Genomic DNA, 25,810 nt, shown 5'->3' with positions numbered 1-25,810 from the left:
GCCCTGACGGGGGACCGGCGGCTCAGGCGTTCTTGATCGCCGAGATGTCGAAGTTCAGCTTGATCTTGTCGGAGACCAGGACACCGCCCGTCTCCAGGGCCGCGTTCCAGGTCAGACCCCACTCGGAGCGCAGGATCTCCGCCTTGCCCTCGAACCCGACGCGCTCGTTGCCGAAGGGGTCCTTGGCGGAGCCGTTGAACTCAAGGTCGATGGAGAGCGGCTTGGTGACGCCGAGGATGGACAGATCACCGGTGATGCGGTAGTCGTCCCCGCCCAGGGACTCCGCCTTGGTGGAGCGGAAGGTCATCGTCGGGAACTCGTCGGTCTTGAAGAAGTCGGCCGACTTCAGGTGGCCGTCGCGGTCGGCGTTGCCGGTCTCGATGCTGTCCATCGTGACGTCCAGCGAGGCGGTCGACTTGGCGGGGTCGGTGCCGTCGAGGTGCAGCGTGCCGGACAGTTCCGTAAAGCTGCCCTTGACGTTGGTGACCATGGCGTGGCGGGCGACGAAGCCGATCGTGGTGTGGGCCGGGTCGATCGTGTAGTCGCCGGTGACCGAGGCCAGGTCGGGGCTCACCGTCGCTGCGGCGGCGTCGGTCGTCTGGTCGGCGTGCTTGTTGCCGAAGATGCCCATCTCGTGCTCCTTGGGGACGAAGAGATCATTGATGTTGAATGTTCAATGAGCTGTCGGTGAAGACCGTAGACCCATCCGGTTCAATATTCAACATCATCCGCCGGTGTGTCGCCTCTCGCACGGTGCGTCACGCGGTTCCCCGGCGGGACGACCGTAGCGCTAGGCTCTGCGCGGACCGCCGTCCGAGGGTCCCTGTCACTCCGGGGATGGCATGTGCCGTGCGCGAATGTGAGGTGGCTCTCCGGTGACGACTTTGTGGCATCTCCACAAGCGCGACACCCTCTGAGCAGTCGGAACGGCTGCATGGCGGTGAGGTTCTGTTCAGGGGTACCAGGAAAACGGGCCGGAGACTGTACGGAGTCGACGGCTCGCTTTTCTTGATGTCCTTCGTAAGGTCGCTACATGACCGTTTTGGAAGAGACGACGGGTGAGCCGACCGGCGAACCGGCGGACGCGCGCGGGCGGGTCGCCGAGTTGCACGCCATCCGCGCGCGGGCGCTGGCGGGCCCCAGCGAGAAGGCGACCGAGGCGCAGCACGCCAAGGGCAAGCTGACGGCGCGGGAGCGGATCGAGCTGCTCCTGGACGCGGGGTCCTTCCAGGAGGTCGAGCAGCTGCGGCGGCACCGGGCGACCGGGTTCGGCCTGGAGGCCAAGAAGCCGCACACGGACGGTGTGATCACCGGCTGGGGTGCGGTGGAGGGCCGTACGGTCTTCGTCTACGCCCATGACTTCCGGATCTTCGGCGGTGCGCTGGGCGAGGCGCACGCCACGAAGATCCACAAGATCATGGACATGGCCATCGCGGCCGGCGCCCCGCTGGTGTCCCTGAACGACGGCGCGGGCGCCCGGATCCAGGAGGGCGTCTCTGCGCTGGCCGGCTACGGCGGCATCTTCCAGCGCAACACCAAGGCGTCGGGTGTCATCCCGCAGATCAGCGTGATGCTCGGGCCGTGCGCGGGCGGCGCCGCCTACAGCCCGGCGCTCACCGACTTCGTGTTCATGGTCCGTGAGACCTCGCAGATGTTCATCACCGGGCCCGACGTGGTCAAGGCGGTCACCGGCGAGGAGATCACCCAGAACGGCCTGGGCGGGGCCGACGTGCACGCCGAGACCTCCGGCGTGTGCCACTTCGCCTACGACGACGAGGAGACCTGCATCGCGGAGGTGCGCTACCTCCTGTCGCTGCTGCCGCAGAACAACCGCGAGAACCCGCCGCGCGTGGAGTCGGCCGACCCGGTGGACCGGCGCGGCGAGGCCCTGCTCGACCTGGTCCCGGCGGACGGCAACCGCCCCTACGACATGGTCAAGGTCATCGAGGAGATCGTCGACGACGGCGAGTACCTGGAGGTCCACGAGCGCTGGGCCCGCAACATCATCTGCGCACTGGCCCGCATCGACGGACAGGTCGTCGGCATCGTCGCCAACCAGCCGCAGGTGCTCGCGGGTGTGCTGGACATCGAGGCGAGTGAAAAAGCTGCGCGCTTTGTCCAGATGTGTGACGCTTTTAACGTCCCGATCGTCACCTTCCTGGATGTCCCTGGGTTCCTCCCCGGTGTCGACCAGGAGCACGGCGGGATCATCCGGCACGGCGCGAAGCTGCTGTACGCCTACTGCAACGCGACCGTGCCGAGGATCTCGCTCATCCTCCGCAAGGCGTACGGGGGCGCGTACATCGTCATGGACAGCCAGTCCATCGGCGCCGACCTCACGTACGCCTGGCCCACCAACGAGATCGCGGTGATGGGTGCGGACGGCGCGGCCAACGTCATCTTCCGCCGGCAGATCGCCGAGGCCGAGGACCCCGAGGCCATGCGGCAGAAGATGGTCAAGGAGTACAAGGCCGAGCTGATGCACCCGTACTACGCGGCGGAGCGCGGCCTGGTGGACGACGTCATCGACCCGGCCGAGACCCGCGAGGTGCTGGCCAAGTCCCTTGCGATGCTGCACACCAAGCACGCCGACCTGCCCTCGCGCAAGCACGGCAACCCCCCGCAGTGACCCCGGCGGACCCGCGGTAACCCACTGGTTCCCGCGCGGAAACCTCTCTCACGGAGACTGACAGCCATGAACACTCCCGACATCCGCGTCGAGAAGGGCCACGCCGAGCCCGAGGAGGTCGCCGCCATAACGGCGATCCTGCTGGCCCGTGCCGCCGCCCGCAGCTTTGAGGCTGCCCCCGCGCACCGGGGCCGCGCCAAGGCGGGCTGGCGCCGCCTGGACCGCGAACCAGGCTTCCGAGCCCCCCACAGCTGGCACGGCTAGCCCACCCCCCACAACACACACCAAGAAGGGCCCCTCACAAGAGGGGCCCTTCGCCATACGCCCCGAAGGGGGCGCGAGGAACGGCGCGACCGGCCACGAACCACCCGCAGCCGGCGCACAACCGCCCGCGGCACCCCGGTGGCCGAACCACCGAAGCCGCGCACTTCGAATGAAGGGTGACGCGCCCCGAAGGGGGCGCGGGGAACGGCGCGACCAGCCACGAACCACCCGCAGCCGGCGCACAACCGCCCGCGGCACCCCGGTGGCCGAACGCCGCCGAAAACAACTCAGCGCAGCCGAGCCATCAACGCATGCTCCACGAGAGTGATCAGCGCACTCTTCGCATCCGCCCGATGCCGCGCGTCCGTCGTGATGATCGGCGTGTCCGGCCCGATCTGCAGCGCCTCACGCACCTCGTCGGGGGAGTACGGCTGGTTGCCGTCGAAGCCGTTCAGGGCGATGACGAAGGGGAGACCCGAGTTCTCGAAGTAGTCGACCGCGGGGAAGCAGTCGGCCAGCCGACGGGTGTCGACCAGCACGATCGCGCCGATGGCACCGCGCACCAGGTCGTCCCACATGAACCAGAACCGGTCCTGGCCGGGGGTGCCGAACAGATACAGGATCAGATCCTGGTCCAGGGTGATGCGGCCGAAGTCCATGGCGACCGTCGTGGTCGTCTTGTCCCCGGTGTGGGTGAGATCGTCGATGCCTGCCGAAGCGGACGTCATGACGGCCTCTGTGCGCAGCGGGTTGATCTCCGAGACAGCGCCGACGAACGTGGTCTTACCCACGCCGAAGCCGCCCGCCACCACAATCTTCGCGGAGGTGGTGGAGCGGGAAGGACCGCCGCTAGAGCTTGCGAAGTCCACTGAGCACCCTTTCGAGCAGTGTCACGTCTGGCTGGCCACCGGCGTTCTCGTCGCCGCCGGGCTGATGGATGGCGACCAGGCCCGCCTCCGCCAAGTCGGCGACGAGGATCCTGGCCACGCCGAGGGGGATGGTCAGCAACGCCGAGATCTCGGCGACCGACTTGATCTCTCGGCACAGGTGGCAGATCCGCTGATGCTCGGGCAACTGGCCCTGCATCTGGTGCGGCTGCGCGGTGGTGTGCACCAGCGCCTCGATGGCGAGCTGGTACCGCGGGCGGGTCCGGCCGCCGGTCATGGCGTACGGACGCACCAAGGGGTTGTTCGCCGCCGTGGCGGGCGCCGGCTCGGGACGGCGCTGCGGCTGCACCGGCTGGATGCGCGGCGCCGGCGGCTGGTCGTACGGCGAAGGGCCGGGGCCCTGCGGTGCGTACGGCTGCCGGTGGCTCGGGGTGGAGGGGAAGTTGTACCGGTTCGCCGAACCGTCGCCCTGGCCCTGGGCGGGGCCGTACGACCAGTTACCCGCTGACGAACCGCTTGGGGGTGTTACCACTCTTCTCCTCCTCCGACCGTGCCGGGCACCCGTCCCTGGGAAGCCGCGTCCCGAAACCTTACGGCCCCGGGACCCGAAAACGCACCGTCTGTCTGTTAGTTGAGAAGGCTTCCCTGGAGCTCCGCGCGGAGATCCGGGGTGAGAACCGTGCCCGCGCGGTCCACCAAAAGCGCCATCTCGTACCCGATGAGGCCGATGTCCGCCTCCGGGTGTGCCAGGACTGCGAGGGACGAGCCGTCGGAGATGGACATGATGAAGAGGAATCCCCGCTCCATCTCCACAACCGTCTGATTCACGCTGCCCCCCTCGAAGATCCGGGAGGCGCCTGCCGTCAGAGACGTCAGACCGGAGGCGACGGCCGCGAGCTGGTCGGCGCGGTCGCGGGGAAAGCCTTCGGACATCGCCAGAAGGAGTCCGTCGGCGGAGACCACCACCGTGTGGGACACCCCCGGGGTGTTGTCCACGAAGTTGGTGATCAACCAGTTCAGGTTCTGTGCCGCCTGGCTCATCGGGCTCACACTAACGCTCCTGGTCGTAGGTGCTGTCAGGACCGAGGCCCTGGCCGTTCGTTTCACTGCCTGCGCCGGCGCTGCGTCCGCGCTGGACGCCCCGACGCAGGTTGCTCAGCCGGCCCCGGACGTCTTCCGGGGCACGGGAGACCTGTGGGCCTCCCTGCGGAGTGGCTTCCGCGGCGCCCTCGACCAGGTTGGCCTTGGGCACCCGCCGAGGCAGGCCGGAGGCGGTGACCCCGCCTGCCTTGGGCTTGCGCAGCTGCGAGGCCTGCTGCCAGCGCTCGTCGTTGGCCGAACGCCAGACGCCGTCGCCGTTGCTCCCCTGCGCGGGAGCGGACGGCTCCTGGCGCGCGCCCGCCGCGCCGCCCGTGCCGTTGCCGTTCGGATCGCTCGCGTTGGATCCGCGGCGGGGCAGCCCGGCGTCGGTCAGCTCGTGGACGGCGGAGGAAGCCGGTCCCGGACGGTCGAAGCCTACGCGGTCCCGCTCCGTCACGTCACCGGCCTGCGCAGATTCCGCTTCGGCAGCGTACTGGGCCGGATAGCCGTTGTGGTAAACGTCCTGCTGCGGCCGGCCTCCCTGCTGGGGCTGCTCCTCGAAGGGGCGGAAGGAGTCGGCCGCGGCGGCGTGCGCGCCGGCCTGCCGCTCCTGGACGGGCTCCGCATAAGAAGGCTCCGGGTAGCCGCCGCCCGTCGGGAAGGGGTCGCCCTGCGGGAGGCCGCCGCCCGTCGGGTAGGGGGCGCCCTGCGGGAGGCCGCCGCCCGCTGAGAAGTACTGCTCGTCGTACGCCGCACGGCCCGGCTCCTCGTAGGCCGGCTGCCGGTCGTAGGCCGCGTGCTGCTCCGGGTAGCCGCTCCCCTCGGCGTCGTAGGCCGGCGCGCCGAACTCCTCGGCGTAGGGGGGCGCCTCGGGGGTCTCCGGCCGTGCCTGGGCGGACTGGGCCGGGTCCTGCGACTGGGCCTCAAGGGCCGCGCGGCGCTCCTCGCGCATCAGCGAGCGGCCCACCGGGTCCAGTTCGCGGATGTCGTCGGGGACGTCGGTGTAGCGGCTGTCGTCGAAGCCGAGTTCGGCGGCGGTGCGCATCGGCGGCTGGTTGAAGTTCTCACCCTGGAACTGCTGCTCCGGGATGATCTGCGAGACCGTGAACTCCTCGCGGTCCAGCGGCTGTTCACCGCCACCGCCGTGGGTGATGGCGTCGGGGAGCATGACCAGGGAGGTGGTGCCCGCCTGCTCTCCGGAGGGCCGCAGCTGGACGCGGATGCCGTGCCGGTCGGACAGCCGGCCGACCACGAACAGGCCCATGCGCTGGGAGATCGCCGCGTCCACGGTCGGCGGGTTGGCGAGCTTGTGGTTGATGTCCGCGAAGTCCTCGGCGGTCAGGCCGATGCCCTTGTCGTGGATCTCGATCATGATCCGACCGTCCGGCAGCCGGGTGGCGGTGACGCGCACCTTGGTCTGCGGGGAGGAGAACGTCGTGGCGTTCTCCAGCAGCTCGGCCAGCAGATGCACGAGGTCGGTGACCGCACGGCCGTGGATCTCGGCCTCCGGTACGCCAGACAGTTCGATGCGCTCGTACTGCTCCACCTCGGAGGCGGCGGCGCGCAGCACGTCGACGAGTGGGACGGGCTGGTCCCAGCGGCGGCCGGGTTCCTCGCCGGCGAGGACGAGCAGGTTCTCGCCGTTGCGGCGCATACGGGTCGCCAGATGGTCCAGCCGGAACAGGTTCTCCAGCTGGTCCGGTTCGGCCTCGTTGTTCTCCAGGTCGGTGATCAGGGTCAGCTGGCCCTCGATCAGCGACTGGTTGCGGCGCGAGAGGTTGGTGAAGATCGCGTTGATGTTGCCCCGCAGCATGGCCTGCTCGGCGGCGAGCCGGACGGCCTCCCGGTGGACCTGGTCGAAGGCCCGGGCCACCTCGCCGATCTCGTCGGTCGAGGCGATCGGGATCGGTGCGACCCGGGTGTCGACGCGGCCGGGGTCGGTGCGCGAGAGCTGGTCGACCAGCATCGGCAGGCGCTGCTCGGCGATGCCGAAGGCGGCGTTGCGCAGCTGCCGCATCGAGCGGCTCATCTGCCGGGCGACGGCACCGGCCAGGATGAAGGCGACGAGCAGCGCGACCACGACCGCGGCACCCGTGATGATGGCGGCGGTCCGGGCGTCGGCGGCGATGCCGGAGGCCTCGCTCACCGCCTTGTCGGCCAGGTCCGCCTCGATCTGGCGGTACGCGGTGAACTTCAGGGTGTTGACCGCCCACCAGTTCTGCGCGGTGATGCCCTTCTGGGCGAGCTGGTCACGGGCGAGCGCGCTGGTGTCCGGCAGCGTGGCCACGGCGGAGACCATCGTGGTCGGGTTGGACGGCGGGGCCACGTACTTCGGGTCCTTGGCCTTGGCCTCCTGGACCAGTGCGGCGCCGTCGGCCTTGATCTTCTTCTCGGCGTCGACGAGCTTCTGCGCGTCCGCCTCGGTGCCACCGGCGCGGTACTCCTCGACGGCGACCCGCTCCAGGTAGGCGTACGAGGAGAGGGCGACCCGCTGGGTGGCCAGGTTCGGCGCGTCCGGGCCGGGCTTGACCAGCAGGTGCATGCCGATGGAACGCTCCAGCGACAGCGCGGCCTTGGTCAGCGAGATGGCGTAGACGGTACGGCCGTAGGAGGTGATGTTGCCGGTGCCAAGACCGAGTTCGTTGGCGAACTCCATCAGGGGGTGGGCGATGCCGACGTAGCCCTCTTCGGTGTTCACGCCGGTGAGCTTGGTGGTGTAGGCGCTCCCGCGCAGGCCCTGGAGCTTCGGTTCTTCCTGCCGGAACAGCTTCAGACGGCGCTCCAGGCCGGCCTTGTGCGGCATGCCCTGGGCGGCCTCGTCGAAGGCGGCGGCGGCCTGGTCGGTCTTCTTGCGGGCCTCGGTGACGGTGTCCTTGTCGGTGTTCAGCAGCAGTGGCGCCGCGGAGACGTCACGCTCGATGTAGAGGGCGTCGGCATAGGTGAGGGCGGCGCGGACCAGGCGGGCGGTGCTCTCCGCGTCCCGGGCCTGCTGCCAGGTGTCGATCGAACTCTTCACCTGGAAGCCGCCCATGACGAGACCGACCACCACGGGTATCAGCAGGATCGCGTTCAGCCGGGTGGGCACCCGCCAGTTGCGCGGAGAGAGGCGGCCGCCGCGCGGGGCGGGGGCCGCCGACCGCTCCGGGCCGGGCACAGGGGTGGGCGCCGCAGCGCGCGGCGGCGGGGTGAAGTTTCCCCGGGCCGACGGCTCGGGACCGCTCTTGCTTCGCCTCACTCGACCAACAACCTCTCGGCGGCGGGCACCTACGTCGTGCCGCAGTCTCTCAGAGCCCCGTAGGTCAGGGACCACTCAGCCCCACTCAGCTACTGAGTACGTCTTTGACTAATGGGCAGTTCAGGCATTCCAGCACGACGACCAGCGCACTTCCAAACAGTGGAAACCATGGATTCCGAGTGATCCGAACCGCAGATAAAACGGTCATAAAGAGCGAGCCCCGTCAAAAGACGGGGCCTTTGTGAGCGCAGCGGCACCGGTCGACCGCGACGCGTGGCCGTACCACCCGATTCCTCTGCCGAAACGTTATGAACAGCGGAGCCGACCGTGTCAAAAGCCACAGCCGACTCCGCTGTCCGTACGACAACTGCCGTATGTCATTGCCTACTTGAGTGCTACCTCAGCCGTGCCATCAGGGCGTGCTCGACCAGCGTGATCAGTGCACTCTTGGCGTCGGCCCGGTGCCGGGCGTCCGTCGTGATGATCGGCGTGTCCGGCCCGATCTGCAGTGCCTCACGGACCTCGTCGGGGGTGTACGGCTGGTGGCCGTCAAAACCGTTGAGCGTGATGACGAACGGCAGACCGCTGTTCTCGAAGTAGTCGACCGCGGGGAAGCAGTCGGCCAGCCGGCGGGTGTCCACCAGGACCACGGCGCCGATGGCGCCGCGCACCAGGTCGTCCCACATGAACCAGAACCGGTCCTGGCCGGGGGTGCCGAACAGGTACAGGATCAGATCCTGGTCGAGCGTGATGCGGCCGAAGTCCATGGCCACCGTGGTGGTGGTCTTGTCCCCGGTGTGGGTGAGGTCGTCGATGCCCGCGCTGGCGGACGTCATCACGGCCTCCGTGCGCAGCGGGTTGATCTCGGAGACGGCACCGACGAAGGTCGTCTTGCCGACGCCGAAGCCACCCGCCACCACGATCTTCGCGGAGGTGGTGGCCCGGCCCCCGTCAGAGCTTGCGAAGTCCACTGAGCACCCTTTCGAGCAGTGTCACGTCCGGTGCACCGCCGTTGTTCTCGTCGCCACCCGGCTGGTGGATGGCGACCAGGCCGGCCTCGGCGAGGTCGGCGACCAGGATCCGGGCCACGCCCAGCGGCATGGTGAGGAGCGCGGACACCTCGGCCACGGACTTCACCTCGCGGCACAGGTGGCAGATGCGCTGGTGCTCCGGGAGCAGCCCCATGAGCGCTGCCGGGTCGGCCGTGGTGCTGATCAGTGCCTCGATGGCGAGCTGGTAGCGCGGCCGGGTCCGGCCGCCGGTCATCGCGTAGGGACGTACCAGCGGCTGGTCGCCCTCGTCCCCGTACGGCTCCGCGTACGGATCATGAGAGGCGGTGGGCGGGGTCATGAATCCTCCGGGCGGGACAGCAGGTCGGTCAGTCGTGCCGTCTGACGGGGCCGGTGGGGGGTTTGTGGCGGCCGGACGGTGATTTGGTGAGCTGGGTGGATCCGGGGCCGGTCAGTGGAGCAGACTGCCCTGTAGTTCGGCGCGCAGGTCGGGTGTGAGGACGGCGCCCGCGCGGTCGACGAGGAGCGCCATCTCGTAGCCGACGAGGCCGATGTCGCACTCGGGGTGGGCCAGGACGGCGAGGGACGAGCCGTCGGAGATGGACATGAGGAAGAGGAAACCGCGTTCCATCTCGACGACCGTCTGCGCCACATCGCCCCCCTCGAAGATCCGGGAGGCCCCGGCCGTCAGCGAGGTGAGCCCGGAGGCGACGGCCGCGAGCTGGTCGGCGCGGTCCCGGGGAAAGCCTTCCGACATCGCCAGAAGGAGTCCGTCGGCGGACACGACGACGGTGTGGGACACCCCTGGGGTGTTGTCCACGAAGTTGGTGATCAACCAGTTGAGATTCTGTGCCGCCTGGCTCATCTGGCTCAACTAACGCTCCTGCTGGTGAGTGGGGCTCGGGAAGCTGCCGGTCTGGCCGTTGTTGACCTGACGACCCTGCGCGATACCCCGACGGAGATTGGTCAGCCGGCCGCGCACGTCATCGGGCGCGCGCGAGACCTGCGGACCGCTTTGGTGCTGTTGCTGCTGAGCCGTGCCCGGGACGAGGTTCGCCCGGGGTACCCGGCGCGGCAGGCCGGAGGTGGTGACCCCGCCCGCCGCCGGTTGGCGCACCCGCTCGGCCTGCCGGACGAGTTCGTCGTTCGGCGAGCTGCGCCAGGAACTGGTGACGGGACGCTGCGGGCCCGTCGAAGGAGCCGGCCCGCCCTGTGGCTGCTGCCCGGCCGGAGCCGAGCCGTTGCCCTGCTGGCCGCCGCGGAACCAGTTGGTCTCCAGGGTGTCGTACAGCGGAGTACGGCCGTCACCGGGACCGCTCGCCGGGGGCAGCGCCTCCGGCTCCTGACGGGGCGCGCGCCGCGGCGGCACCGACGGGCGCTGTCCGGAGAGGTCGGTGCCCCGGCCGTTGCTCTGCGGCCGTTCGAACTGGCCCGTGTGCTGCTGGTTCGGCCGGCCGGGCAGCGCGTGCTGGCCGGTGGAGCCGTTGTCGTAGCCCTGTGCCGGGAACTGGCCGGTGGAGCCGTTGTCGTAGCCCTGTGCCGGGAACTGGCCGGTGGAGCCGTCGTCGTAACCCTGCGCCGGGAACTGCCCCGTGGAGCCGTTGTCGTAGTCCGGCGTGGCGAAGGAGCCGGTGGAACCGTCGTCGTACGCCTGCTGGGCGGCGAACCGGTCCGGGGCGGGGGCGTCCGGCCGGCCGCTCGGCGTGCCGAAGACGTCGGAGCGCACGAACTGGCCCGAGCCCTGCTGGCCGGGCCTGCCCGGGCGGCCGAACGAGCCGCCGCCCTGCGGGTCGTCGAAGGCGGAGCGGGCGAACTGGCCGGTGTTCTGGGTGCCGTTCGCACCGGTGAAGTCCGGCCGGGGGAACTCGCCCGTGGCGGCCGGACCCTGGGCGGCGTCGGCCGCCGGGATCGCCGGCATCTCCGTCGTCGAACCGGGGCCCTGGCGGTCGTCGAACCGCGGCATGCGCGAGGTCTGCGCCGGATCCTGCTCGTCATGGCCGCGCGGGGTGTCGAGCGAGGCCCGGGACAGCGGCGGCTGCGCGTTCTCGTCGCCCCAGCTGGGCGTGCGCTGCTGCGGGTTGCCGCCCGGCAACTCGGCCCGCGGCCCGCCGCGCGGCGGCAGCTGCGGCGGCCGGCCCTGGTCGGCGCCGCCGCCGCGCCGCGGGGGCATGCCGCCGAAGACGTCCTGCTCAGGTCCGCCTGTACCGGCCGCCTGAAGGCCCTGCGGAGCGCCCGGTGCCTGACCGCCGAAGGGTCCGGCGCCCGCTCCGGCCGGGGTGGGCGGGCCCTGCTGCGGCCCGCGTGCGCCGGCGGGCGCACCCGGCCGGCCGCCCTGGCCCGTGCCGGGCAGCGCGGCCCGCGGACCCTGGCCGGCGCCGACCTGGCCGCGCGCACCGGATCCGGCACCGAGCCGGCCACCGCCGCCGGGCGCACCGGCGCCGAGGGGACCCGGTCCGCCCTGGCCGGCTCCCCGCCGGGCCGCGGCCGCGCCCGCGGCGGCCTGCGCGGCGGCCGGGCCGCCCGTGGCGGGCACACCCGGCTTGCCCGGAGCGGGCTTCTTGCCGCCCTGGGCGACATCGACGGGCAGCATGACCAGCGCCGTCGTGCCACCCGAGTCGGACGGACGCAGCTGGATGCGGATGCCGTGCCGCTGTGACAGCCGGCCGACCACGAACAGGCCCATGCGGCGGGAGACGGAGACGTCCACGGTGGGCGGCGAGGCGAGCCGCTCGTTGATCGCCGCGAGGTCTTCGGGGGAGAGGCCGATGCCGGTGTCGTGGATCTCGATCAGCACCCGGCCGTCGGGCAGCGCATGACCGGTGACCTTGACCTTCGTCTGCGGCGAGGAGAACGAGGTCGCGTTCTCCAGCAGCTCGGCCAGCAGGTGCACGAGGTCGTTGACGACGCGTCCGGCGACCTCGGTGGTCGGCACCGAGGCCAGCTCGATCCGCTCGTACTGCTCCACCTCGGAGGCGGCGGCGCGCAGCACGTCGACCAGCGGGACCGGGCGGGTCCAGCGGCGGCCGGGCTCCTCGCCGGCGAGGACGAGAAGGTTCTCGCCGTTGCGGCGCATACGCGTGGCGAGGTGGTCCAGCTTGAACAGCGAGGACAGCTGGTCCGGGTCGGCCTCGCGGGACTCCAGTTCGGAGATGAGCGACAGCTGGCGCTGGATGAGGCCCTGGGAGCGGCGCGAGAGGTTGGTGAACATCGCGTTGACGTTGCCCCGCAGCAGGGCCTGCTCGGCGGCGAGGCGGACCGCCTCGCGGTGCACGTCGTCGAAGGCCGCGGCCACCTGGCCGATCTCGTCCCGGGAGTGCACACCGACCGACTCCACGGACGTGTCGACGTCCTGCGGGTCGGCCTCGGACAGCTGCTTGACCAGCTCGGGCAGCCGGTCCTGGGCGACCTTGGTCGCGGTGTCCTGGAGCCGGCGCAGCGAGCGGATCATGGACCGGGCGACGACGAACGCGCCGACCAGGGAGACCCCGAGGACGATCAGGATCAGCGCACCGGAGATGATCGCGTCGCGCTCGGTGGCGCTGCGCAGCTCGCGGGCCTTCTGCTCCATCTCTTCGAGCAGCGTGTGCTCGATCTTCTTCATCTGCTCGATCTTGGTCGAGCTGTCGTCGACCCAGTCGCGGTAGGAGCGCTTCGGGAGCCCGCTGATGCCCTCTTCGCCGCCGAGCGCGCGCTTGGCGTACGTGTCCGCGGACTCGATGGTCGGGTTGCCCTCGTCGATGGGCTTGAGGAGTTCCTCGGCGCCCTGCGCGGAGTAGAGCTTGCGGAAGATGTTCAGCTCGGAGGACTCGCTCTGCAGCGCCGAATCGCCGTAGAGGCGGTCGTTGTCGGAGAGGTTGCCGACCGTCTTGTTGGTGTCGGGCAGGGCCGCGGCGATGACGGCGCGCTGCACGGACGCGTACTCCTTGGCGGTGGAGAAGGCCGCCAGGGCGCGGGTGCGCTGGATCATCTCCGGGTTGCTGGACGCCTGCGCCATGTCCGAGGAGAGGCCGATCAGCTGGGTGATCAGCCGGTGGTACGCCTCGACCGTCTGGGTCGAGTTGTCCTTGGACTGGTACGCGGAGCGGCGGACCTTGGCCAGGCCGTCCAGCTGGCCGGCCAGGCCGACGAGGCTGTCGCGGACGCCCTGGAGGTTGCCGTCCTTGCTCGCGGCATCGATGTCTTCGGAGGCGTTGAGGAAGTTGGTCAGGGCCCGGTCGGTGCGGTCCTGGTAGCCCTTGACGGTGAAGTTGTCCGCCTTCAGGCCGTGCGCCAGCGGCCCGGCCGACTGGTCGCGCTCCTCCTGGAGCGCCGCGGCGAGTTCGGTCGCCTGCTTCGTCATGGCCGTCAGCAGCTTCATGTTGTCGAGCTGCTGGATGTCTTCCATGGACTGGTTGATGCGCAGCGCACCCAGCGAGGTGGCCGCGACCACGGGAAGCGTGAGCAGCGACACCAGACGCGTGGAGATACGCCAGTTGCGCAGGGCTATTCGCGATCCGGGGCCGGTCGGGCCCTTGGCGGACCTGACCGGCGGCGCGGGGCTCGGCGGCGTGGACGGGGCAGCGGGGCGCCCGGGGCGCTCTCCGCCGTCGCCGGACGGGGCCGGGCCCGGGTTCTGGGCGTGCTGGGGCGAGGCGCCGCGGCCGGTCCCGCCGTGCGCCTCCGGCTCCGCCGGAGCGCTGCCATCCCTCTTGAAACGTCCCTGCACTAGCGTCGCAACCTCTGGACCAGGCGCCCCTCCGCGTGAGCGGACGGGCGGTGTCGGCGTTGTCGGGGAGCGCCCTGAATACGCCCCCCGGGTGGTCGTGAGTGACCGGCGCTGGCTCCCCCTGTCTCGCCGCCACTCGGCGCTGCTTCGCGCCCCCTGAAGCGCCGGCTCGATCCCGCGGCGGTCCGTGGAATTCCAGCACAGTGCCGGATCTCCAACAAGGCCCGTGGGTCAGCCCGTGACCTCTGTGACAGCGTGTGAGTACGGCGTCACGAGACGTGGAAAAAGATCTCGCACATAACGGACTTACTCCAGCGAGTCGGCGACCGTCGGACCGTGTCCCAGTCGCGATGATCAGGAGCGGAATGCCAGGTTCAGGACCGCAATGTCCGTTTCGCTGAGGGCAGTTGACGGTCAGGATTGACCGGTTTGTGCCTGGATTCGTGAGCAAACTCACACGCTCATCACGCGCACTTCACGACGGCGCCGGGGAATCGGATGTTTAGCCTGACGCTTTACAAGAGGGAAGTATCTGCCAACCCACACAGGACAGGGTTCCTACCGCCGTGAAGACCACGCTGATGTTCCGCACCATAGCCAACCCGCGTCGCACCACTCTCGCCCACCTCGACGACGCCGACGGGCTGCGGGCACCGGAGCAGCCGGAGCACTCCCTCGACCTGCCCGCCCAGACCGCCAACCCGCGGCGCACGGTCCTCATGGAGATCCCGGCCGCGGCCACCCCCGCGGAGTAGTACGCGCAGGGGCCGCGCACCGCGCGGCACGGCCCGCCGGACGGCACGGGCGCCACTTTCCGAAGTGGCGCCCTTCGTCGTGCCCGGTAATCCGCGAGGTTGCGGCCCCCCTGCCGCGTTAGCCTGGAGCGTCAGACTCCAGCCGACATCCAGCCGGTCGCAAGCCGACGCGGGTCTTCCGAGTTAAGGGGCGCAAGCATCCCGTGCGCATCGCCAGGTTCTCCATCGACGGGAACGTCGCCTTCGGCGCGGTCGAGGGCGACAAGCAGGACGAACTCGTCCTCGACATCATCAAGGGCATCCCGTTCGCGGACCACGAGCTGTCCGGGACCAAGGTCCCGCTGAGCAAGGTCCGGCTGCTCCCGCCGGTGCTCCCCAACAAGGTCGTGGCCTTCGGCCGCAACTACGCGGAGCACGCGAAGGAACTGGGCAACGCGGTGCCCGACGCCCCGTTCGCCTTCTTCAAGCCGTCCACCTCGGTGATCGGCTCCGGCGACGAGATCCAGTACCCGTCGTTCTCCACGGAAGTGCACCACGAGGCCGAGCTGGCGGTGGTCATCGGCCGGATGTGCCGCGAGGTCCCGCGCGACCGCGTCAAGGACGTGATCTTCGGTTACACCTGCGCCAACGACATCACCGCCCGTGACGTCCAGCGGCGCGAGAAGCAGTGGGCCAGGGCCAAGGGCTTCGACACCTCCTGCCCGCTCGGCCCCTGGGTGGAGACCGATCTGGACCTGGAGCGCGCGAACGACCTCACCCTCCAGCTCACCGTCAACGGCGAACAGCGCCAGCTGGGCCGCACGAGCGAGATGATCCACCCCATCGAGGACCTGATCGTCAACATCACCGAGGCCATGACGCTGCTCCCCGGCGATGTGATCCTCACCGGCACCCCCGCTGGGGTCGGCCCCCTCCACGTCGGCGACGAGGTCGCCGTCACCATCGAAGGCATCGGCACTCTCACCAACAAGGTTGTCAAGCGTGGCTAGCGCACCCGTACGCGTCCGTTTCTGCCCCTCGCCCACCGGTAACCCCCATGTGGGCCTGGTCCGCACCGCCCTGTTCAACTGGGCGTTCGCCCGGCACCACCAGGGCACGCTCGTCTTCCGCATCGAGGACACCGACGCGGCCCGGGACTCCGAGGAGTCCTACGCCCAGCTGCTCGACGCGATGCGCTGGCTGGGCTTCGACTGGGACGAGGGCCCGGAGGTCGGCGGCCCGCACGCGCCGTACCGCCAGTCGCAGCGCATGGGCCTCTACCAGGACGTCGCGGCCAAGCTCCTCGACGCCGGCCACGCCTACCGCTGCTACTGCTCCCAGGAGGAGCTGGACACCCGCCGTGAGGCGGCCCGCGCGGCCGGCCGGCCCTCCGGTTACGACGGCCACTGCCGCGACCTGACCGCCGCGCAGATCGAGGCGTACCAGGCCCAGGGCCGCACCCCGATCGTCCGCTTCCGCATGCCGGACGAGACGATCACCTTCACCGACCTGGTCCGCGGCGAGCTGACCTTCACCCCGGAGAACGTGCCCGACTACGGCATCGTCCGCGCCAACGGCGCCCCGCTGTACACGCTGGTCAACCCGGTCGACGACGCCCTCATGGAGATCACCCACGTCCTGCGCGGCGAGGATCTGCTCTCCTCCACCCCCCGCCAGATCGCCCTCTACAAGGCCCTGATCGAGCTGGGCATCGCCAAGGGCATCCCGGAGTTCGGCCATCTGCCGTATGTGATGGGGGAGGGCAACAAGAAGCTCTCCAAGCGGGACCCGCAGTCGTCCCTGAACCTCTACCGGGAGCGCGGCTTCCTCCCCGAGGGGCTGCTCAACTACCTCTCCCTGCTCGGCTGGTCGCTCTCCGCCGACCAGGACATCTTCACCGTCGACGAGATGGTCGCGGCCTTCGACATCGCCGACGTGAACCCCAACCCGGCCCGCTTCGACCTGAAGAAGTGCGAGGCCATCAACGCCGACCACATCCGGCTGCTGGACGTGAAGGACTTCACGGAGCGCTGCCGCCCCTGGCTCCAGGCCCCGTTCGCGCCCTGGGCGCCCGAGGACTTCGACGAGACGAAGTGGCAGGCCGTCGCCCCGCACGCGCAGACCCGTCTGAAGGTCCTGTCGGAGATCACGGACAACGTCGACTTCCTGTTCCTGCCGGAGCCGGTCCTCGACGAGGCGAGCTGGGCGAAGGCGATGAAGGAGGGCTCCGACGCCTTGCTCCGCACGGCTCGCGAGAAGCTGGAGTCCGCCGACTGGACCTCCCCGGACTCGCTGAAGGAGGCCGTCCTCGCGGCCGGCGAGGCCCACGGTCTCAAGCTGGGCAAGGCCCAGGCCCCGGTGCGGGTCGCGGTCACCGGCCGCACGGTCGGCCTGCCCTTGTTCGAGTCCCTGCAAGTGCTGGGCAAGGAGCGGACGCTGGCCCGCATCGACGCGGCCCTGGCACGGCTCACGGCATAACGGCACGGCGCATGACGGCGGCGCGCGGCCCGGCCGCGCGCTACCGTCGGCCCATGAGCATCCGAGCCGTGGTCTGGGACGTCGACGACACCCTTTTCGACTACACCTCCGCCGACCGGGCCGGCATGCGGGCCCACCTGGCGGCGGAGGGCCTGCTGTACGCGTACGACGGCGTGGAACAGGCCCTCGCGCGCTGGCGGGAGATCACCGACCGGCAGTGGGCGCGGTTCGGGGCCGGCGAGGTCGGCTTCGAGGAGCAGCGCCGGGACCGGGTGCGGGACTTCCTGGGGGCGGAGCTGACCGACGACGAGGCCGAGGCATGGTTTCGGCGTTACATCGCGCACTACGAAGACGCCTGGAGTCTGTTCCCCGACGTACTGCCCGTCCTCGACGCCCTCGCCGGGAGCCACCGGCACGCCGTGCTGTCCAATTCGAGCGTCCACGTCCAGGAGCACAAGCTGCGCGCCCTCGGGGTGCGCGACCGGTTCGAGACGGTGCTGTGCGCGGCGGAACTCGGCGTCTCCAAGCCCGCCCCGGAGGCGTTCCTGGCGGCCTGCGCGGCCCTGGAACTGCCACCGCACCAGGTGGCGTACGTCGGCGACCATCCGGAGATCGACGGACTGGGTGCGGCCGAGGCCGGGTTGCTGTCCGTGTGGATCGACCGGGGCGGGGTGCCGGCCGTCGCCGCGGCCGTCGCTTCGGCCCACCGGATCTCCTCGCTGGCCGAACTTCCCGCGATCGTCCGCGCGGATACCCGTTTTGGAGCCCCGTCCACCTTCGGGTAATGTTCTTCCTGCGCCGCGGTGAGCGGGCCGGAAGGCCAGGGAACTGGGCGCACAGCTAGAACAAAATCCCCTCAGGGGCTTGCGTTCCGGTGGCCTATGGTGTAATTGGCAGCACGACTGATTCTGGTTCAGTTAGTCTTGGTTCGAGTCCAGGTAGGCCAGCTCGCAGAGCTCATCTGCATCCGCGGATCTCATCCGCAAGCCCCCGTTGTGTAGCGGCCTAGCACGCTGCCCTCTCAAGGCAGTAGCGCCGGTTCGAATCCGGTCGGGGGTACGGTCCCGATCCTCTCGGGATGCTAGGGCCCCCGTTGTGTAGCGGCCTAGCACGCCGCCCTCTCAAGGCGGTAGCGCCGGTTCGAATCCGGTCGGGGGTACTGAACTGGTCTAAACCATCATTGGTCTATGGTGTAATTGGCAGCACGACTGATTCTGGTTCAGTTAGTCTTGGTTCGAGTCCAGGTAGACCAGCTCGGATCTGCGGAAACGCATGATCCTCGCCCCCGTTGTGTAGCGGCCTAGCACGCCGCCCTCTCAAGGCGGTAGCGCCGGTTCGAATCCGGTCGGGGGTACGGGACGATGGCTCTTCGCCTTAGCCGATGCGCTGAGGTGGGGGGCCATTTTTGTTGCTCGGCTTGCGGGTCGTGGGTGGTTGATTGCGCAGTTCCCCGCGCCCCTGGGGTGGGGTGTTGTGCGGTCTGGGGTGGCTTGCGGGTCGTGGGTGGTTGGTTGCGCAGTTCCCCGCGCCCCTGGGGTGGGGCGGGGGCCCGTCGGGGCGGGCTGCCGCGGCGTTGAGGCTGATCTTTCCCGACGGGGTACGTTCCGGCTCGTGCTCAGCCCGAGCGGCGCAGGGCCTCGGAGAGCCGGGCGGCGGCGTCGATGATGGCCTGGGCGTGCATCCGGCCCGGGTGCCGGGTGAGTCGTTCGATGGGGCCGGAGACGGACACGGCCGCCACGACGCGGTTCGAGGGGCCGCGCACCGGCGCGGAGACGGACGCCACACCCGGCTCGCGCTCGCCGATCGACTGGGCCCAGCCGCGGCGCCGCACGCCGGACAGAGCCGTCGCGGTGAAGCGCGCGCCCTGCAGACCGCGGTGCAGCCGCTCGGGCTCCTCCCAGGCGAGCAGGATCTGCGCGGACGAGCCCGCCTTCATGGTGAGCGTGGAGCCGACCGGGACCGTGTCCCGCAGCCCGGACAGCCGTTCCGCGGCGGCCACACAGATGCGCATGTCGCCCTGGCGCCGGTAGAGCTGCGCGCTCTCGCCGGTGATGTCCCGCAGGTGCGTGAGCACCGGGCCCGCCGTCGCCAGCAGGCGGTCCTCGCCCGCCGCCGCGGCCAGCTCGGCCAGGCGCGGCCCGAGAATGAAACGGCCCTGCATGTCGCGTGCCACCATGCGGTGGTGTTCCAGCGCCACGGCCAGCCGGTGGGCCGTGGGTCGTGCCAGTCCGGTGGCCCCGACCAGACCCGCGAGGGTGGCCGGACCGGACTCCAGAGCGCTCAGGACGAGGGCCGCCTTGTCCAGAACGCCGACGCCGCTACTGTTGTCCATGAAACGATACTCGCGTCTCACTCTGTGAAACGCAAGTTCAATTTTCGGTGGAACGCGCCACCCTGGAAGACACAGTGGCCCGCGGACCGACGGGCTTGGCGGCGGACGCCCGGGGAACAGGGGCGCGGGCGCCGTTTCCTGAGAAATCTCTAGTTGGGCCGGTGCAGCACTGCCGGCCGGAGGGAAAGCGATGGGTAGGACACTCGCGGAGAAGGTCTGGGACGACCACGTCGTCCGGCGCGCCGAGGGCGAGCCCGACCTCCTCTTCATCGATCTGCACCTGCTGCACGAGGTGACCAGCCCGCAGGCCTTCGACGGTCTGAGGCAGAACGGCCGCCGGGTGCGCCGCCTCGACCTCACCATCGCGACCGAGGACCACAACACCCCGACCCTCGACATCGACAAGCCCATCGCCGACCCGGTCTCCCGTGTCCAGCTGGAGACCCTGCGCAAGAACTGCGCCGAGTTCGGGGTGCGGCTGCACCCGCTGGGTGATGTCGAGCAGGGCGTGGTGCACGTGGTCGGCCCCCAGCTGGGTCTGACCCAGCCCGGTACGACGGTCGTCTGCGGCGACTCCCACACCTCCACGCACGGCGCCTTCGGCGCGCTGGCGTTCGGCATCGGCACCTCCCAGGTGGAGCACGTGCTGGCCACCCAGACGCTGCCCCTGGCCCGCCCGAAGACCATGGCGATCACGGTCGAGGGCGAACTGCCCGGGGGCGTCACCGCCAAGGACCTGATCCTGGCGATCATCGCGAAGATCGGCACCGGCGGCGGCCAGGGTTACATCCTGGAGTACCGCGGCTCCGCCATCGAGAAGCTCTCGATGGAAGCCCGGATGACCATCTGCAACATGTCGATCGAGGCCGGCGCCCGCGCCGGCATGATCGCCCCCGACGAGACCACCTTCGCCTACCTCAAGGGCCGCCCGCACGCCCCCGAGGGCGCCGACTGGGACGCCGCGGTGGAGTACTGGAAGACGCTGCGCACGGACGAGGACGCGGTCTTCGACGCCGAGGTGGTCATCAAGGCCGACGAGCTCTCGCCGTTCGTCACCTGGGGCACCAACCCCGGCCAGGGCGCGCCGCTTTCGTCGGCGGTCCCCGACCCGGCTTCGTACGAAGACGCCTCGGAGCGGTTGGCCGCCGAAAAGGCCCTGGAATACATGGGGTTGGAGGCCGGACAGGCGCTGCGTTCCATCCGGGTGGACACCGTCTTCGTAGGATCGTGCACCAACGGCCGCATCGAGGACCTGCGCGCCGCCGCCGGCATCATCAAGGACCGCAAAGTCGCCGACGGCGTACGGATGCTGGTCGTCCCGGGCTCCGCGCGGGTCGGTCTGCAGGCCGTTTCCGAGGGCCTGGACGTGGTCTTCAAGGAGGCCGGCGCCGAATGGCGGCACGCAGGCTGCTCGATGTGTCTGGGCATGAACCCCGACCAGCTCGCCCCGGGTGAGCGCTCCGCGTCCACCTCCAACCGCAACTTCGAGGGCCGGCAGGGCAAGGGCGGCCGTACCCATCTGGTGTCGCCGCAGGTCGCGGCCGCTACGGCGGTCCTGGGCCACCTCGCGTCCCCCACCGACCTGTCCGACGCCGACACCCGTACGCCCGCTGGAGTCTGAGAGCCATGGAAGCATTCACCACGCACACCGGCCGGGCCGTCCCGCTGCGCCGCAGCAACGTCGACACCGACCAGATCATCCCCGCCCACTGGCTGAAGAAGGTGACGCGGGACGGATTCGAGGACGGGCTGTTCGAGGCCTGGCGCAAGGACCCGCAGTTCGTCCTCAACCGGCCCGAGCGGCAGGGTGCGACCGTGCTGGTCGCCGGCCCCGACTTCGGCACCGGCTCGTCCCGTGAGCATGCCGTCTGGGCGCTGCAGAACTACGGCTTCAAGGCGGTGGTCTCCGCCCGGTTCGCCGACATCTTCCGCGGCAACTCGCTGAAGAACGGCCTGCTCACAGTGGTCCTGGAGCAGAAGATCGTGGACGCGCTGTGGGAGCTGACCGAGAAGGACGCCACTGCTGAGGTCACTGTGGACCTTGAGGCACGTGAGGTGCGCGCCGAGGGCATCACCGCCTCCTTCGAGCTGGACGAGAACTCCCGCTGGCGGCTGCTGAACGGACTGGACGACATCTCCATCACCCTCCAGAACGAGGCCGACATCGCCGCGTACGAGGCGAAGCGGCCCGCCCACAAGCCTCGGACGCTGAAGGTCTGAGCCAACCGGCCCGACAGGTCGAGATTCGGCCACACCAACACCCCCTCTGTACCCCTGATCGCCACGATTGGGGGTACAGCCATGTCTGCGCCCGAACGGCTCGGGCCCGCCCCCGTCCGTCTCCCAACTCCCCACGTTACGTGGGTGATCAGCGGGGTAGACGTCCGACGAGGCGACGGAGGGCGCCGGCGTCCGGAGAGGCTTCAGCGGCGGCAGTTGCCCCCTGGGCAGGCGACAACTCGCCCCAGATGGCACAATCTGTGCATGGAACACGACGGCCAACTCCAGCTCTATGCGGCGGTCGCGGACCAACTGAAGGAAGCGCACACAAGGGTGCGCGCACTGCAAGTCCCGGAGGGCGTACGGATGGCGCTGACCCGGAAGCTGCTGGTCATTACGGCCGCGGCCAAGCACGATCTCGCCGATGCGGCAAGGCGGCTCGACCGGTTCACCGCGGACCTCGACGCGGGGCGATTCCCCGAAGAGGAGCGCTGAACAAGTCCGAGAGGACCGAGTCCGTTGCGGCACAAGGGTGATTAGCCCGTTTCGTGTTTGATTTGCGGTATATATCTGCCTAACGTGCGAAAAAGCTAGATCACTTTCGTTCTGGCGATGTCTCCGAAGGGGAAGACGTGAACAAGGCGCAGCTCGTAGAAGCGATTGCCGACAAGATGGGTGGCCGCCAGCAGGCCGCCGATGCTGTCGATCATGTCCTGGACGCCATCGTCCGCGCGGTCGTCGCGGGCGAGCGGGTCTCGGTCACCGGCTTCGGGTCCTTCGAGAAGGTGGACCGCCCCGCCCGCTACGCCCGTAACCCCCAGACGGGCGAGCGGGTTCGGGTCAAGAAGACCTCGGTGCCGCGCTTCCGTGCCGGTCAGGGCTTCAAGGACCTGGTGAGCGGCTCGAAGAAGCTCCCGCGCGGTGGCGAGGTCTCGGTCAAGAAGGCGCCCAAGGGCAGCCTGACCGGCGGTCCTTCCGCGACGGTCAAGAAGGCCGCCGCCAAGAAGACCGCCGCCAAGAAGGGCGCGGCAGCGGCGAAGAAGGCCGCGGTGAAGAAGACGACGGCGAAGAAGGTCACGCCGGCCGCCAAGAAGGCCACGGCGAAGAAGACGACCGCCAAGAAGACCACGGCGGCCGCCAAGAAGACCACGGCGAAGAAGGCCACCGCCAAGAAGGCGACGGCCAAGAAGGCCCCCGCGAAGAAGGCTCCGGCCAAGAAGTCGGCGGGTCGCAAGACGACCGCCAAGAAGGCCACCGCCCGCAAGGCGTAAGGGCACCCGGGGCACTCACACGCCGGGCCGGACTCCCTCGGGAGTCCGGCCCGCGGCGCGTTTCGGGCGCTTCTCGGCGTTCGCGGCGCCCCATTCGGCGTTCACGGCGGTCGCGGCGTTCACAGCGTTTGCAGGGTCACCAGGGTGATCCGCAGGCCGGGGCCGGTGCCGGCCGTCGGTTCCGTCTCGATCCGCACCCGCTGTCCCGGCCGCAGCAGCCGCAGCCCGCCCGCGTCGAACGCCGGCGCGTCGAAGGGCACCGGGGTGCCGTCGTCCAGCAGCACCTGCCCGCTGCGGGTCTCGGGGTCGTACGTGTACGCGGTCGCCTGCATGGCGGCAGCCTACTGTCCGGGGATCAGCAGACGCGCGGTCGCCGCCGCGGTGCGCGGGCCCACGCCGAGCGCCAGCGCCGCGCGCAGATCGTCGCCGGTGTCCACGTCCTGCCGTACCGAGTCCACCGCGTCCAGCCGGAGTTCCACCGCGCCCGACGCACCGTGCCGGGCGCGGGAATCGCCGCCGAAAGCCGGGCGCAATTCCCGGCCCGGGGCCGCCGCCAGCAGCGTCGTGCCGATTCCGGCGGCATCGGGGAGAAAGGCACGCGGGAATTCCGCAGCGGCCGCAAGCACCCGGGCCAATTCCGGCGGGCGCAGGGCCGGCAGATCGGCGTTCAGCGCCGCCACCGGGGCTTTCGGGCGGGCCGACCGGACGACTCCCGCGGCATGCGCCAGGGCGGCGTTCAGACCGTCGCCCGGCTCGTCCGGGACGATGCGGGCGCCCAGCGCCGCGAGCTCCGGGCCGGCCAGCGCGTCGTCCGTGACGACTGCCACATCCCGCACCGCCGCACAGGCCAGCGCCGCCGCCACCGTGTCCTGCGCGAACGCCAGGGCCAGCCCCGGACGCAGCCCGTCGGCGGCGGTGTCCGAGAGCCTGCTCTTGGCCAGCGCCAAGGGCTTCAGGGGGATGACCAAGGTCCACTGCACCGACGTACCGTCCCTCTCTCGTCGCGCTCATTGTCACCCGGGTCATCCGGTGGCCCGGGTGGCGGGGCGTACGGTGTTCTCGACAGACCGGCGGCCTGGAGCGACACTTGTCCGGCTCCCCAGGCTCTAGAGGAAGGTGGACGAGTGTCCCGCCGCAGAATCGGCTTCTGGTACCGCTTCGCCGCGGTGATCTGCAAACCGCCGCTGGTGGTTCTGATCAAGCGGGACTGGCGTGGAATGGAGCACATTCCGGCCGAGGGCGGATTTATCACCGCGGTGAACCATAATTCCCACATCGACCCCCTCGGGTACGCGCACTATCAGTACAACACCGGACGGGTGCCGCGATTCCTGGCGAAGAGCGGTCTTTTCAAGAAGGGATTCGTCGGCGCCGCGATGCGTGGCACCGGGCAGATCCCCGTGTACCGGGAGAGCACCGACGCGCTCAGCGCCTTCCGGGCCGCGATCGACGCGGTGGAGCGCGGCGAGTGCGTCGCCTTCTACCCGGAGGGCACCCTCACCCGCGACCCGGACGGCTGGCCCATGACGGGCAAGACCGGTGCCGCGCGCGTGGCCCTGCAGACCAAGTGCCCGGTCGTGCCCGTCGCCCAGTGGGGCTGCAACGAACTGCTTCCGCCGTATGCCAAGAAGCCGAACCTCCTGCCGCGCAAGACGCACCACGTGCTCGCGGGCCCGCCGGTGGACCTGTCGCGCTTCTACGGCCTGGAGATGACCGCGGACGTCCTCAAGGAGGCCACCGAGGTCATCATGGCCGCCATCACCCGCCAGCTGGAGGAGATCCGCGGCGAGCAGGCGCCCGATACGCCGTACGATCCGCGCCGGGAGCGGATCGAGCAGCGGCGCAGGACGCGGACGCAGACCGGTCAGGAAGGGGACGGCGGCAAGTGAGCGAGCCTGTCAAGGCGGCGGTCTTCAGCGCCGGTTCATGGGGCACGGCGTTCGGGATGGTGCTGGCCGACTCGGGGTGCGAGGTCACCCTGTGGGCCCGGCGCCCGGAGGTCGCGGAGGCGATCAACTCCACACGGACCAACCCCGACTACTTCCCCGGTGTCGAGCTGCCCGCGAACCTGCGGGCCACCGTCGATCCCGCCGAGGCCGCCGCGGGCGCCGACTTCACGGTCCTGTCGGTGCCCTCGCAGACGCTGCGCGAGAACCTCGCCGCCTGGGTCCCGCTGCTCGCGCCCGACACGGTCCTCGTGTCCCTCATGAAGGGCGTGGAACTCGGCTCCACGATGCGGATGAGCGAGGTGATCGAGGACGTCGCCAAGGTCGGCCACGACCGGATCGCCGTGGTCACCGGCCCCAACCTGGCCCGTGAGATCGCCGCCCGGATGCCCGCGGCGGCCGTCGTCGCCTGCACCGACGAGGCGGTGGCCCGGCGGCTCCAGGCCCACTGCCACACGCCGTACTTCCGTCCGTACACCAACACGGACGTGGTGGGCTGCGAGCTGGGCGGCGCCGTGAAGAACGTCATCGGCTTGGCCGTGGGCATCGCCGACGGCATGGGACTCGGCGACAACGCCAAGGGTTCGCTGATCACGCGCGGGCTCGCGGAGACCACCCGGCTCGGCACGGCGCTGGGCGCCGACCCGCTGACCTTCTCCGGACTCGCGGGCCTCGGCGACCTGGTGGCCACCTGCTCCTCGCCGCTGTCCCGCAACCACACCTTCGGCACCAACCTCGGCAGGGGCATGACCCTGGAGGAGACCATCGCGGTCACGAGCCAGACCGCCGAAGGCGTCAAGTCCTGCGAGTCCGTGCTCGATCTGGCCCGCCGGCACGGCGTCGACATGCCCATCACGGAGACGGTCGTCGGCATCGTGCACGAGGGCAAGCCGCCGGTGGTGGCCCTCAAGGAACTGATGTCGCGCAGCGCCAAACCCGAACGAAGCTGAGCGAACCGGGCCGTATTTGGTCCGTTTGCCTTCGGGGTCGACGCTGTATGCGACCTCTACCAACGGGTA

At 70.1% G+C, this 25,810-nt stretch carries 24 protein-coding genes and 5 tRNA genes; 17 read left to right on the top strand and 12 right to left on the bottom strand.

What is annotated here, in order from left to right; all coding sequences use genetic code 11:
* Positions 1-22: 22 nt before the first annotated feature.
* On the bottom strand, positions 23-631 hold the full coding sequence (locus ACFYTE_RS21500) for a YceI family protein (RefSeq protein WP_388712559.1): 609 nt from the start codon (positions 629-631) through the stop codon (positions 23-25).
* A gap of 402 nt (positions 632-1,033) precedes the next feature.
* Between ACFYTE_RS21500 and ACFYTE_RS21495 the strand changes: the two genes are divergently transcribed.
* Positions 1,034-2,629, top strand: coding sequence for an acyl-CoA carboxylase subunit beta (locus ACFYTE_RS21495; protein WP_388712556.1), 1,596 nt, complete (start codon positions 1,034-1,036; stop codon positions 2,627-2,629).
* A 66-nt stretch (positions 2,630-2,695) separates the two neighbouring features.
* Positions 2,696-2,893: an acyl-CoA carboxylase subunit epsilon gene (locus ACFYTE_RS21490; protein WP_388712554.1), complete on the top strand. Its 198-nt coding sequence runs from the start codon at positions 2,696-2,698 to the stop codon at positions 2,891-2,893.
* Between the two features lie 287 nt (positions 2,894-3,180).
* On the opposite strand, the gene ACFYTE_RS21485 is transcribed toward ACFYTE_RS21490, so the two are convergent.
* The 8 genes from ACFYTE_RS21485 to ACFYTE_RS21450 all read right to left on the bottom strand — a co-directional run bounded on the left by ACFYTE_RS21485 (position 3,181) and on the right by ACFYTE_RS21450 (position 13,810).
* Positions 3,181-3,762, bottom strand: coding sequence for an ATP/GTP-binding protein (locus tag ACFYTE_RS21485; protein WP_029183992.1), 582 nt, complete (start codon positions 3,760-3,762; stop codon positions 3,181-3,183).
* Positions 3,743-4,312, bottom strand: coding sequence for a DUF742 domain-containing protein (locus ACFYTE_RS21480; protein ID WP_388712550.1), 570 nt, complete (start codon positions 4,310-4,312; stop codon positions 3,743-3,745). The genes ACFYTE_RS21485 and ACFYTE_RS21480 overlap by 20 nt, the downstream gene beginning before the upstream one ends.
* 95 nt (positions 4,313-4,407) lie before the next feature.
* Complete coding sequence (locus ACFYTE_RS21475) at positions 4,408-4,821, bottom strand: roadblock/LC7 domain-containing protein (RefSeq protein WP_004983065.1); 414 nt, start codon at positions 4,819-4,821, stop codon at positions 4,408-4,410.
* Between the two features lie 10 nt (positions 4,822-4,831).
* Positions 4,832-8,095: a nitrate- and nitrite sensing domain-containing protein gene (locus ACFYTE_RS21470; protein WP_388712546.1), complete on the bottom strand. Its 3,264-nt coding sequence runs from the start codon at positions 8,093-8,095 to the stop codon at positions 4,832-4,834.
* Positions 8,096-8,490: 395 nt separating this feature from the next.
* Positions 8,491-9,066, bottom strand: coding sequence for an ATP/GTP-binding protein (locus tag ACFYTE_RS21465; protein ID WP_388712543.1), 576 nt, complete (start codon positions 9,064-9,066; stop codon positions 8,491-8,493).
* Positions 9,047-9,445 (bottom strand): DUF742 domain-containing protein, encoded by a 399-nt coding sequence (locus tag ACFYTE_RS21460; RefSeq protein WP_121890765.1) that lies wholly within the window; start codon positions 9,443-9,445, stop codon positions 9,047-9,049. Before ACFYTE_RS21460 ends, ACFYTE_RS21465 begins: the two co-directional genes overlap by 20 nt.
* Positions 9,446-9,556: 111 nt before the next feature.
* The gene (locus ACFYTE_RS21455; RefSeq protein WP_121890767.1) at positions 9,557-9,970 is read right to left on the bottom strand and encodes a roadblock/LC7 domain-containing protein; all 414 of its coding nucleotides are present in this window, start codon (positions 9,968-9,970) and stop codon (positions 9,557-9,559) included.
* 9 nt (positions 9,971-9,979) lie between these two features.
* On the bottom strand, positions 9,980-13,810 hold the full coding sequence (locus ACFYTE_RS21450; protein ID WP_388712540.1) for a nitrate- and nitrite sensing domain-containing protein: 3,831 nt from the start codon (positions 13,808-13,810) through the stop codon (positions 9,980-9,982).
* Positions 13,811-14,376: 566 nt separating this feature from the next.
* On the opposite strand from ACFYTE_RS21450, the gene ACFYTE_RS21445 reads away from it, so the two are divergent.
* The 9 genes from ACFYTE_RS21445 to ACFYTE_RS21405 all read left to right on the top strand — a co-directional run bounded on the left by ACFYTE_RS21445 (position 14,377) and on the right by ACFYTE_RS21405 (position 18,376).
* Positions 14,377-14,565 carry a hypothetical protein gene (locus tag ACFYTE_RS21445; protein ID WP_388712537.1) on the top strand — a complete coding sequence of 63 codons (189 nt, stop codon included), beginning with the start codon at positions 14,377-14,379 and terminating at the stop codon, positions 14,563-14,565.
* Positions 14,566-14,768: 203 nt separating this feature from the next.
* Positions 14,769-15,554: a fumarylacetoacetate hydrolase family protein gene (locus tag ACFYTE_RS21440; RefSeq protein WP_388712534.1), complete on the top strand. Its 786-nt coding sequence runs from the start codon at positions 14,769-14,771 to the stop codon at positions 15,552-15,554.
* Positions 15,538-17,022: a glutamate--tRNA ligase gene (gene gltX / locus ACFYTE_RS21435; protein ID WP_388712531.1), complete on the top strand. Its 1,485-nt coding sequence runs from the start codon at positions 15,538-15,540 to the stop codon at positions 17,020-17,022. The genes ACFYTE_RS21440 and gltX overlap by 17 nt, the downstream gene beginning before the upstream one ends.
* A gap of 53 nt (positions 17,023-17,075) precedes the next feature.
* Positions 17,076-17,807, top strand: coding sequence for an HAD family hydrolase (locus tag ACFYTE_RS21430; protein ID WP_388712528.1), 732 nt, complete (start codon positions 17,076-17,078; stop codon positions 17,805-17,807).
* Positions 17,808-17,897: 90 nt separating this feature from the next.
* Positions 17,898-17,969: transfer RNA gene (locus ACFYTE_RS21425), tRNA-Gln, on the top strand.
* A gap of 39 nt (positions 17,970-18,008) precedes the next feature.
* Positions 18,009-18,081 (top strand) — tRNA-Glu (locus ACFYTE_RS21420).
* A gap of 27 nt (positions 18,082-18,108) precedes the next feature.
* Positions 18,109-18,181, top strand: a tRNA-Glu gene (locus ACFYTE_RS21415).
* Between the two features lie 22 nt (positions 18,182-18,203).
* Positions 18,204-18,275 (top strand) — tRNA-Gln (locus ACFYTE_RS21410).
* Positions 18,276-18,303: 28 nt separating this feature from the next.
* Positions 18,304-18,376: transfer RNA gene (locus tag ACFYTE_RS21405), tRNA-Glu, on the top strand.
* Between the two features lie 261 nt (positions 18,377-18,637).
* On the opposite strand, the gene ndgR is transcribed toward ACFYTE_RS21405, so the two are convergent.
* Complete coding sequence (ndgR, locus tag ACFYTE_RS21400) at positions 18,638-19,354, bottom strand: IclR family transcriptional regulator NdgR (RefSeq protein WP_351735576.1); 717 nt, start codon at positions 19,352-19,354, stop codon at positions 18,638-18,640.
* 190 nt (positions 19,355-19,544) lie between these two features.
* Between ndgR and leuC the strand changes: the two genes are divergently transcribed.
* The 4 genes from leuC to ACFYTE_RS21380 all read left to right on the top strand — a co-directional run bounded on the left by leuC (position 19,545) and on the right by ACFYTE_RS21380 (position 22,845).
* The gene (leuC, locus tag ACFYTE_RS21395; protein WP_388712524.1) at positions 19,545-20,975 is read left to right on the top strand and encodes a 3-isopropylmalate dehydratase large subunit; all 1,431 of its coding nucleotides are present in this window, start codon (positions 19,545-19,547) and stop codon (positions 20,973-20,975) included.
* A 5-nt stretch (positions 20,976-20,980) separates the two neighbouring features.
* Positions 20,981-21,574, top strand: a complete 594-nt coding sequence (gene leuD / locus ACFYTE_RS21390) for a 3-isopropylmalate dehydratase small subunit (protein ID WP_388712521.1) — start codon at positions 20,981-20,983, stop codon at positions 21,572-21,574.
* A gap of 264 nt (positions 21,575-21,838) precedes the next feature.
* Positions 21,839-22,069, top strand: coding sequence for a hypothetical protein (locus ACFYTE_RS21385; RefSeq protein WP_351735582.1), 231 nt, complete (start codon positions 21,839-21,841; stop codon positions 22,067-22,069).
* A 137-nt stretch (positions 22,070-22,206) separates the two neighbouring features.
* Positions 22,207-22,845 (top strand): HU family DNA-binding protein, encoded by a 639-nt coding sequence (locus tag ACFYTE_RS21380; RefSeq protein ID WP_388712518.1) that lies wholly within the window; start codon positions 22,207-22,209, stop codon positions 22,843-22,845.
* A 119-nt stretch (positions 22,846-22,964) separates the two neighbouring features.
* Here ACFYTE_RS21380 and ACFYTE_RS21375 read toward each other — a convergent pair whose 3' ends face one another.
* Positions 22,965-23,177 (bottom strand): hypothetical protein, encoded by a 213-nt coding sequence (locus ACFYTE_RS21375; RefSeq protein ID WP_388712515.1) that lies wholly within the window; start codon positions 23,175-23,177, stop codon positions 22,965-22,967.
* A gap of 9 nt (positions 23,178-23,186) precedes the next feature.
* Positions 23,187-23,825, bottom strand: coding sequence for a 2-phospho-L-lactate guanylyltransferase (gene cofC / locus ACFYTE_RS21370; RefSeq protein WP_388712512.1), 639 nt, complete (start codon positions 23,823-23,825; stop codon positions 23,187-23,189).
* A 144-nt stretch (positions 23,826-23,969) separates the two neighbouring features.
* On the opposite strand from cofC, the gene ACFYTE_RS21365 reads away from it, so the two are divergent.
* Entirely contained in the window at positions 23,970-24,734 is a 765-nt protein-coding gene (locus tag ACFYTE_RS21365; RefSeq protein ID WP_388712509.1) for a lysophospholipid acyltransferase family protein, read from the top strand.
* Positions 24,731-25,741, top strand: coding sequence for an NAD(P)H-dependent glycerol-3-phosphate dehydrogenase (locus ACFYTE_RS21360; protein WP_388712506.1), 1,011 nt, complete (start codon positions 24,731-24,733; stop codon positions 25,739-25,741). The genes ACFYTE_RS21365 and ACFYTE_RS21360 overlap by 4 nt, the downstream gene beginning before the upstream one ends.
* The last annotated feature ends 69 nt before the right edge of the window (positions 25,742-25,810 follow it).

Source organism: Streptomyces sp. NPDC004629, from assembly GCF_042873595.1.
Classification (GTDB): Bacteria; Actinomycetota; Actinomycetes; order Streptomycetales; family Streptomycetaceae; genus Streptomyces.
This window is presented reverse-complemented; position numbering and strand designations above follow the sequence as displayed.

Bases quoted from the DNA above. Each gene is read 5' to 3' on its own strand.
- ACFYTE_RS21460 (WP_121890765.1), bottom strand. From the start codon at position 9,445: ATGACCCCGCCCACCGCCTCTCATGATCCGTACGCGGAGCCGTACGGG.
- ACFYTE_RS21385 (WP_351735582.1), top strand. From the start codon at position 21,839: ATGGAACACGACGGCCAACTCCAGCTCTATGCGGCGGTCGCGGACCAA.
- ACFYTE_RS21455 (WP_121890767.1), bottom strand. From the start codon at position 9,970: ATGAGCCAGGCGGCACAGAATCTCAACTGGTTGATCACCAACTTCGTG.
- ACFYTE_RS21500 (WP_388712559.1), bottom strand. From the start codon at position 631: ATGGGCATCTTCGGCAACAAGCACGCCGACCAGACGACCGACGCCGCC.
- ndgR (WP_351735576.1), bottom strand. From the start codon at position 19,354: ATGGACAACAGTAGCGGCGTCGGCGTTCTGGACAAGGCGGCCCTCGTC.
- ACFYTE_RS21490 (WP_388712554.1), top strand. From the start codon at position 2,696: ATGAACACTCCCGACATCCGCGTCGAGAAGGGCCACGCCGAGCCCGAG.
- leuD (WP_388712521.1), top strand. From the start codon at position 20,981: ATGGAAGCATTCACCACGCACACCGGCCGGGCCGTCCCGCTGCGCCGC.
- ACFYTE_RS21430 (WP_388712528.1), top strand. From the start codon at position 17,076: ATGAGCATCCGAGCCGTGGTCTGGGACGTCGACGACACCCTTTTCGAC.
- ACFYTE_RS21495 (WP_388712556.1), top strand. From the start codon at position 1,034: ATGACCGTTTTGGAAGAGACGACGGGTGAGCCGACCGGCGAACCGGCG.
- ACFYTE_RS21475 (WP_004983065.1), bottom strand. From the start codon at position 4,821: ATGAGCCAGGCGGCACAGAACCTGAACTGGTTGATCACCAACTTCGTG.
- leuC (WP_388712524.1), top strand. From the start codon at position 19,545: ATGGGTAGGACACTCGCGGAGAAGGTCTGGGACGACCACGTCGTCCGG.
- ACFYTE_RS21375 (WP_388712515.1), bottom strand. From the start codon at position 23,177: ATGCAGGCGACCGCGTACACGTACGACCCCGAGACCCGCAGCGGGCAG.